This is a genomic window from Phenylobacterium sp. (genome assembly GCF_037138395.1).
Taxonomy (GTDB): Bacteria; Pseudomonadota; Alphaproteobacteria; order Caulobacterales; family Caulobacteraceae; genus Phenylobacterium.
This window is the reverse complement of the sequence record NZ_JBAXIM010000112.1, coordinates 1-8,388: the sequence shown is the minus strand read 5'-3', so window position 1 is coordinate 8,388 and position 8,388 is coordinate 1. Positions and strand designations below refer to the sequence as shown.

General features: G+C 68.9%; 6 protein-coding genes. 1 reads left to right on the top strand and 5 read right to left on the bottom strand.

Features of this window, described 5'->3' with window-relative positions:
• The 4 genes from ispG to WCJ52_RS09530 all read right to left on the bottom strand — a co-directional run.
• The coding region (ispG, locus tag WCJ52_RS09545) for a flavodoxin-dependent (E)-4-hydroxy-3-methylbut-2-enyl-diphosphate synthase (protein ID WP_336903074.1) at positions 1-935 on the bottom strand (935 nt) is incomplete at its 3' end.
• Positions 936-992: 57 nt separating this feature from the next.
• Positions 993-1,952 carry a helix-turn-helix domain-containing protein gene (locus WCJ52_RS09540; RefSeq protein ID WP_336903073.1) on the bottom strand — a complete coding sequence of 320 codons (960 nt, stop codon included), beginning with the start codon at positions 1,950-1,952 and terminating at the stop codon, positions 993-995.
• 75 nt (positions 1,953-2,027) lie between these two features.
• On the bottom strand, positions 2,028-4,298 hold the full coding sequence (gene ptsP / locus WCJ52_RS09535; protein WP_336903072.1) for a phosphoenolpyruvate--protein phosphotransferase: 2,271 nt from the start codon (positions 4,296-4,298) through the stop codon (positions 2,028-2,030).
• Between the two features lie 128 nt (positions 4,299-4,426).
• Positions 4,427-5,137 (bottom strand): phosphatase PAP2 family protein, encoded by a 711-nt coding sequence (locus WCJ52_RS09530; RefSeq protein WP_336903071.1) that lies wholly within the window; start codon positions 5,135-5,137, stop codon positions 4,427-4,429.
• Positions 5,138-5,257: 120 nt separating this feature from the next.
• On the opposite strand from WCJ52_RS09530, the gene WCJ52_RS09525 reads away from it, so the two are divergent.
• On the top strand, positions 5,258-6,991 hold the full coding sequence (locus WCJ52_RS09525) for an alpha/beta fold hydrolase (protein WP_336903070.1): 1,734 nt from the start codon (positions 5,258-5,260) through the stop codon (positions 6,989-6,991).
• A 7-nt stretch (positions 6,992-6,998) separates the two neighbouring features.
• Here the strand turns inward: WCJ52_RS09525 and WCJ52_RS09520 are convergent, their stop codons facing one another.
• Positions 6,999-8,249, bottom strand: coding sequence for an aspartate kinase (locus tag WCJ52_RS09520; RefSeq protein WP_336903069.1), 1,251 nt, complete (start codon positions 8,247-8,249; stop codon positions 6,999-7,001).
• Positions 8,250-8,388 lie beyond the last annotated feature (139 nt).

The window sequence follows — 8,388 nt, the reverse complement described above, 5'->3', positions numbered from 1 at the left end:
ACGCAGCCGATGATGGACAGGCTCATGGGCGTGGCGATGTGGGCCAGCCGGGCCTCAAGGGTCTCCACGGTGCGGATGACGTCGAACCCTTGTCGGGCGCAGGAGGGGCAGGCGATGATGTTCACGCCCCGGTGGCGAAGGCCCAGGGACTTCAGCAGGTCGAAGCCGACCTTGACCTCCTCGACGGGGTCCGCCGCCAGGGAGACCCGCAGGGTGTCGCCGATGCCGGCCCAGAGCAGGGCGCCCATGCCGATGGACGACTTGACTGTCCCGACGCGCTGTCCCCCCGCCTCGGTGACGCCGATATGGAGCGGGCAGTCGATGGCCTCGGCCAGCATCTGGTAGGCGGCCACGGTCATGAACAGGTCCGAGGCCTTCACGCTGATCTTGAACTCGTGGAAGTCGTGGTCCTGCAGGATCCGGGCGTGATCAAGGGCGCTCTCGACCATGGCGTCTGGGCAGGGCTCGCCGTACTTCTCCAGCAGGTGGCTCTCCAGGCTTCCGGCGTTCACGCCAATGCGGATCGAGCAGCCGTAGTCCCGGGCCGCCTGGATGACCTCGCGCACGCGGTCCGGGCTGCCGATGTTTCCCGGATTGATCCGCAGGCAGGCGGCGCCGCCCTTCGCCGCCTCGATCGCGCGGCGGTAGTGGAAGTGGATATCCGCGACGATGGGGACCTTCGCCGCCTTCACGATCTGTGGCAGGGCGGCGGTCGAGGCTTCGTCCGGGCAGGAGACGCGCACGATGTCGACCCCGGCGTCTTCCATCTGGCGGACCTGGTCGATGGTCGCAGCGGCGTCCGCCGTCAGGGTGTTGGTCATCGACTGGACGCTGATGGGTGCATCTCCGCCGACCTCAAGGGTCCCGACCCGGATCTTGCGACTCTTGCGGCGGACGATGGTGCGCCAGGGGCGCAGGGCAGAATGATCAGACATGGCTCGAGAATAGTGGGCGGCAGGGGAAATCCCAAGGCCTGACCGTGGGAATGGAGATCAAGGTTTGGGGGCTGGGGCTGACCGGGCCGGCACCGGCGGGGCGGTGGCCAGGGCGGAGGCGGGTGTCCGGCCCGAGGGCAGGACGCCCCGGGCCTGCCCCTCGACGAACGCCGCCATCACTCCGGCTTCGACCGTCTCGAAGACAACGGCGGCGCCGGAGGGTGCGCGATAGGCGTCTCCGGCGGCAACCTTACGGGCGAACCAGGCGGCGCCGTCCGGGCCCCAGACGATCAGGGTGGTTGGGCGCCGCGCCTGCACCACGATGCGACCTGATCCCGCCGGTGCGCCGTAAATCTCGCCCCTGGGAACGAAGGTCTCGCCCATGTCGAGCAGGGTCGGGTCTTCACGGGAGGTCAGGGTTTCCGGGAGGGCTGCCGACAGTACAGACTCCAGGCCGGGCGTGAGGTAGGCGGGTGGGGCATTGGATTCGACGGGCGCGGGCAAGGGCGCGCCCAGGGTCATGGGCCCGGTGGGCGTCCGCAGCGCTGGGGCTTCTGAAACGGGGGTCGCGGACCCCTGCGAAACTTCGTGCAGGCTGCCCCTGCGGATCAGGTTCCAGGCGAAAATCGCCGACAGAATGAGAAGGCCGGCGAAGAGCATGAGCCGCAGGCGCGGGTCGGCCATGCGCCGGACGCCGACGGGGGGTCGCAGGCCGTCGTTCCGGTCCGGATCGTCAGCCTTGAAGCGGGCAATCGCGGCGTCTCCGGGCAGGCCCAGGGCCTGGGCATAGGCCCGCAGGTACCCGATCGTGAAGGGGCGGCTGGGCAGGTCTTCCAGGCTAAGGGATTCGATGGCCTCAACGTGAGCGGGCCGGATGCGGGTCCGGGCTGTGATGTCCGCTATGCTCAGCCCCCTGGCTTCCCGGAGGGTGCGCAGGGCCGCGCCAACGTGCTCTCCGCCCTGCAGGTCGGGGGCCGGTAAGGCCGCCCCGGCCGGCATCTCCACCTCTTCAGTCATGGCCGAGCCGACCCCCGCGAAAGCGGTCTGGCGATAACACGCCGATGTTGCGAGGCCAATTGCTGCCCGCGGGGCTCAGATGGCCAGGTAGAGCTTACGGGCCAGGGTCTCGACCTCGTTCCGGATCGATCCCGCAGTGCTGCGGATCAGGCTCTGGACCCCCCGGCGGGCCGCTGCGCGGTCGCAGGAGAGGACCATCTGCTTAACCGGTCCGATCCCGGCCGGGGGCATGGAGAGGGCCTCGAAGCCCAGGGCCACCAGGGCGAAGGCCTCAAGGGGACGTCCCGCCATCTCCCCGCAGACGGAGACCGGCGTCCCGGTTTCAGCGCAGGCCTTCTGGATCATCTCCAGGGCGCGCAGGGCTGGCGGCGAGAGGAAGTCGTACCGTTCGGAGACCCGGGGATTCCCGCGATCCGCAGCGAAAAGATACTGCATCAGGTCATTCGTGCCGACGCTGACGAAGTCCGTCAGGGGCAGGAGGGCGTCCAGGTGCCAGATCACCGAGGGGGCCTCGATCATGGCGCCGACATCCAGCCGTGCGGGCTCCGGCCTGCCGCGTCTGTGCGCCCAGGCCACCTCCTGGTCGACGAGGGCCCGGGCGGCGCGGAATTCATCGACGCTGGCGACAAGGGGGAACATGATCTTCAGCGGTCGGCCCTGGGAGGCTGCGATCAGCGCCCGGAGCTGGAGGCGCAGGAGGGCGGGGCGGTCCAGACCCATGCGCACTGCGCGCCAGCCCAGGGCTGGATTGTCCTCCCGCTCGGCCTCCATGTAGGGCAGGACCTTGTCCCCCCCGAGGTCCAGGGTTCGGAAGGTCACGGGCAGGTCCCCGGCCGCGTCCATGACCCGGCTGTAGAGGGCCGTCTGGGCCGTCAGTCGCGGCATCTCCTCGGCGACCATGAACTGGAACTCGGTGCGGAAGAGCCCGATCCCGTCGGCGCCGGCGTCGCCCAGCATGTCCAGGTCGACGTCCAGGCCAGCGTTCATCAGCAGCTGAATCTTGGCCCCGTCCTGGGTAATGGCGGGCCGGTCCCGCAGGCGGGCGAACTCGGCGCGCCTCTGCAACCGGACGTCGAGCCGGGCCTTGAGGGCCTTCACAACGTCCGGACGCGGCCGCAGGTAGGCCTCGGCCATTTCGGCGTCGACGATGACGATGTCGCCTTCCGAGACCTTGTCCCGCAGGCCCACAAGGCGCCCGACGCAGGGAATGTCCAGGGCTCGGGCGACGATGGAAGCGTGGCTGGCGGTGGATCCCTCCTCGAGGAGAAGGCCCTTCAGCCGGGTGCGGTCGTACTCCAGGAGGTCAGCGGGCCCGAGGTTCCGGGCGATGAGGATAGCGTTCTCGGGCAGGTCGCGAACCAGGGCGGCGTCGCCTGCCAGGTGTCGTAACAGCCGATCCGCCAGGTCTTCGAAGTCATGGAGCCGCTCGCGCAGGTAGGGGTCCCGGGCCTGTCCCAGCCGGGCGCGGTGCTCAGAGCGGACCCGCTCCACCGCAGCCTCTGCGGTGAGGCCATTGCGCACGGCGTCCTCGAGGGAGCGCCTCCACCCCCGGTCGTGTGCAAACATCCGATAGGTCTCGAGCACCTCGTAGGAGGCCTCCACCAGGCCGTGCTGGCCCTCGAGCATACCGTCGATCTGGGCCTGGAGGGCCGTGACGGCCGCCTTCAGTCGCTCCTCTTCAGCGCCGACGTCCTCGGCGAGCAGGTCCGACGGCGCCATCGGCGGCTCGTGCAGGACCACGACCCCAAGGGCGAGGCCCTCTGCGAAGCGCGCGCCCTTCAGCCGCTCGGGCTTCTTGGGCACCAGGTCGATATTCTTGAGGGTCCCCTCGGCAGCAATCTCGCCCCCGGCCACCATCTCGGCCAGGACCATGGCGATGATCTGCAGGTCTTCGACCTCATCCTCGGAATAGACCCGCTCGGTCCGGTTCTGGACCACCAGCACGCCGATGGCCCGGCCACCGCGCAGCAGGGGCACGCCCATGAAGGCGTGGAAGGGGTCCTCTCCTGTCTCCGGCCGGTAGGAGAAGGCGGGGTGATTGGGTGCGTCTGAAAGGTTGAGCGGCCGCCCCAGGCGCATGATGTCGCCTACCAGGCCTTCCCCTGGCTTCATCCGCGTCAGGTGAACGGCGTCCGGGGACAGGCCCTGGGTGGCGAATAGTTCCATATGGCCGTCGCCCTGGCGCATGTAGAGCGAGCAGACCTCCGCCACCATCGACTGGGCGATGACGCGAACCACCATGTCCAGGCGCGCCTGGACAGGTCCGCCCGAGGCGAGGGCCTCGCGGATCTGCCGGAGCAGGCTCCTCTGGCCCCTGACGGCGAAACTGGAGGTCGGCGTTGGCAATGGCCCCTCGCGGCGGGAGGAAACCCTCTTCCCCGCCGGCCTTTTAGCAGGAAGGGGTGACAGAACGGAAAACAAATGCCCGTGCGGCGGGCGTCCAGCAAGCCTGATGCCTGCCAGGAAGGCGCTGGTCAGCCCGGCGGGCAGGAAATGGGCGCCGCCTTGGCAATTTCCGCCGCTGCGGCCTTGAGGTCGGACTGGTAGGCGGGGGTCGCCGACACCCGTGCGTAGACCGCCAGGCCCAGCATGCGCCCGGCCGCCACGTCGCTTGCCCAGTGGACGCGGCAGTCCACCCTGTGCTGGCCGACATCGGAGCCCCAGGCGCGAATGGCGTCAGCGCGGGCCGGGGCGGCCTCGGAGAGGACGAGGGCGAGGAGCCAGCCCAGACCAGCGTGCCCGCTGGGGTAGGCATAGCCAAGCTTGTCGCCCTGCCCGGCAGCCACCCGGGGATCACATGCCGGTCCGCCGTCCACCGTGAAGGGACGCGGCCGCTTCCAGTTTGACTTGGCCTGCTCCATGGGCCCGACGAAGTCGCTCACAGCCGAAGAGAACAACTTCTGGACCGCCGGGGTCTTGTCTGCCGAGACTTGGACGCCGACGGCGCAGGACAGGGTCTGCATGAAGTCGGCGTTGGGGATGTTCGCCTCGCGGATGGCCGCCTTCCAGGCCGGGCCGTCGACCCCGGCACCGGCGGCGGCGGCGGTCGCACGGTCGAACGCCTCCTGGCTTGACCCGGGCGGCGGCGGCGGCGGCAGGAGCCGGACGGCGTCGATGGGCGGCTGGCCAATTAGGTAGCCGCCCATGATCAGGTGAAGCAGGGAAAGACCCAGGGCGTTGGACATGACTCAAATCTCCTTGGATGCGCGGCGCACGGTAAGCGCATTGTTAGGGGGCCGTCACCTCGTGATATAAAGCGACCCACGGCGGCACCTGTCCGCCGGGATCCTCTCGGGGGGAAGCCCATGCGCTACCGGCTGGCCCTGATCGGCCTTGTTCTCATTGTTGCAGGATCACTCCTGGCCTCGCGGGTGCAGACCTCCGGCGGCGTTCAGATCGGTGAAGCCCACTGGCGCACGGCCGAGGGTGCCGAGATGTCGGGCCTGCTCTACCGGCCCGCCGGGCTGGAGGGCGGGCGGCGCGCCCCGGCGGTCCTCCTCAGCCACGGCTACATCAACACCCGGGAGATGCAGAGCCCCTTCGCCATCGAGCTTTCGCGGCGGGGTTTCGTTGTCCTGGCGATGGACATGACCGGACACGGCAGCTCCGGCGGCAATGTGGGCGCGGCGGGCTTCGGAGGCCCTTCGGCCCTGGCCTTCCTGCGTAGCCAGTCCTTCGTCGATCCGCAGCAGATCGGCCTGGCCGGCCACAGCATGGGCGGCGGCCCGATCCTCGCGGCGGCTCACGCCCAACCCGATGGCTACCGCGCCATGGCCCTGGTGGGCTCCGCCCCGGGGCTCTTCGGGCCTCCGGACGAGGTCCGCCCGGATTTCCCGCGCAACCTGAACGTGGTCTTCGGAGGGCTAGATGAGTTCGCCGGCCTCATGTGGCGCTCGCCCAAGGGAACTGGACTGCCGGACTCGGCCAAGCTGAAGCAGGTCTTTGGCGTCGCTTCGGCGGTTGAGCCCGGCCGGGTCTACGGCGATCCCGCCCTGGGGACGGCCCGCCGCCTTGACCTTCCCCACGTCACCCATCCCTGGGAACATTTCTCCTCTGGCGGCGTGGCACCCGTCGTCGACTGGATGCAGGCGCGGCTGGAGGGCGAGGGCCATCCCCTGCCGGCCGGACACCAGATCTGGTTCTGGAAGGAGATCGGCACCCTCGTTGGCTTCGTCGGTTTTATCCTGGTCTTGCTGGGAGTCTTCGAGGCCATTCTGGCCCTACCCTGGATCGGTGACCTGAGGCGCAATCCTGAACCCGTCGTCGCAGTCCGGGGCTCCGGGGGCTGGATCGCCCTGGCCCTCACCGCCGTCCTGCCCGCCCTGACCTACCTGCCATTCATGAAGCTGGGCGAGCTCTGGCTTCCCTCCGCCCACTTTCCGCAGTGGATTCAGAACCAGCTTCTCGCCTGGGCCCTGCTGAACACCCTCCTGTCCCTCCTGGCGGTGCCGTTCCTCCGGCGGGGTCACCCGGACTTCAGCCTGGACATTCCGCGCTCGTCAGTGGCGGCCCTGGCCGCAGTCGGGGCCGGCGCCCTAGCCCTGCTGGCCGTGGACCGCTTGCTGCACGTGGATTTCCGGTTCTGGGTGCTCGGCTTCCGTCCCCTGGAAGCGCCGCGATGGGGCGTCTTCCTGACCTACCTGCCGTTCTGGATCCTCCATTCGGTGATCCTGGTCCGCGGCCTGTGCGCCCTGCTGGCGGTCGATGGTGCCGGACGGCGCTCGACCTACCTGACGGCGGCGAGCGTCCTGGGCGGCGGCTTCCTGGTCCTGGCGGCGCTGGAGTACGGAACCCTGTTCTCGACAGGCCTGCTTCTGACCCCAACCGCGCCCCTCAACGTTATTGTCGGCCTGCAGTTCATTCCCCTGTTGGCGATCGTCGGCGTAATCTCGGTCTTCACCTGGCGCCGGACGAACAGCTACCTGCCGGGTGCCCTGATCTGCGCGCTTTTCCTGTGTTGGTATGTGACCAGCGGGACGGCCAACCATTGGTCCCCAGACTATCCGATGACCTTCCCTCCCGCGGCAAGGAGCCGGTAGGACCGGGTCAGAGCTGGTCCAGGCCGTAGGCGGCGTGAAGGGCCCGAACCGCGAGTTCGGTGTAGGCGGCGTCGATCAGGACGGAGATCTTGATTTCCGAGGTCGAGATGACCTGGATATTGACCCCCTTCTCAGCCAGGGCGCCGAACATGGTCTTGGCCACGCCCGCATGGCTGCGCATGCCAACGCCGATCACCGACACCTTGGCGACGTCCTCGTTGACCTGGACATCCTCGAAACCGACCTGATCCTTGAGGCGGCGGACCAGGTCCACTGCCCGTCCGGCGTCCCGCTTGCCGACGGTGAACTCCATGTTGGCCGTATCGGCGATCCGGGCGTGGCTCTGCACAATCATGTCGACATTGACGTTGGCGTCGGCCAGGGCCCCGAAGATGACCGAAGAGACGCCCGGATGATCGGGCAGGCCGAACAGGCTGATCTTGGCCTCGTCCCGGCTGTAGGCGACTCCGCTGACGATCCGCTTTTCCATGATCTCTTCCTCGTCGCACACAATGGTGCCCTGGCCCGGGGCATCGCCGGGCTCGACAAAACTCGACAGGACCCGCAGTGGCACCTTTTGGGCCATGGCCAGCTCCACCGACCGCGTCTGCAGGACCTTGGCGCCCAGGGAGGCCATCTCGAGCATCTCCTCGTAGGAAATGCGCGCCAGCTTCCGGGCCCGGGACTCGATGCGGGGGTCGGTGGTGTAGACCCCATCGACGTCCGTGTAGATGTCGCAGCGCACGGCCCGCACCGCGGCGGCGATCGCCACGGCGCTGGTGTCGGATCCGCCTCGGCCCAGGGTCGCGATCCGGCCTGAGGCCGTCACCCCCTGGAAGCCGGCAATGACCGCGATCACCCCAGCGTCCATTGAGGCCGTCAGTGCTTCCGGTGGAACATCGTCGATGCGCGAGCGCCCGTGGGCGTCGTCGGCGATGATGGGGACCTGCCAGCCCATCCAGGAGCGGGCGGACAGCCCCATGTTGCGCAGGGTCATGGCCAGGAGGCCGGCGGTCACCTGTTCGCCCGACGCCACCACGACGTCATATTCGTCATCGGAGGCCGGCAGGCCATCGGCGGCGGGTCCCGCAGCGTCTGTCCAGGCCACCAGCTCGTTGGTCTTGCCGCTCATGGCAGAGACGACGACCGCGACCCTGTGGCCCGCTGCAGTTTCGGCAGCGACCAGCCCTGCGACGCGCCGGATGCGTTCCAGGTCGGCCACGGAGGTGCCGCCGAATTTCATGACCAGCCGCGACATGGCTCGCAATCTGCACTCCAGACCGGAAAGAAGGGCGTTCTAGCGGGGGGGCGGGGAGGGGGCGGTGCGGGGGCGGGCGGGGGGCGGGCAGGAGCACCACTTCATCGGCGAAGTGCGAGGCCTCGCCGAGGTCGTGGGT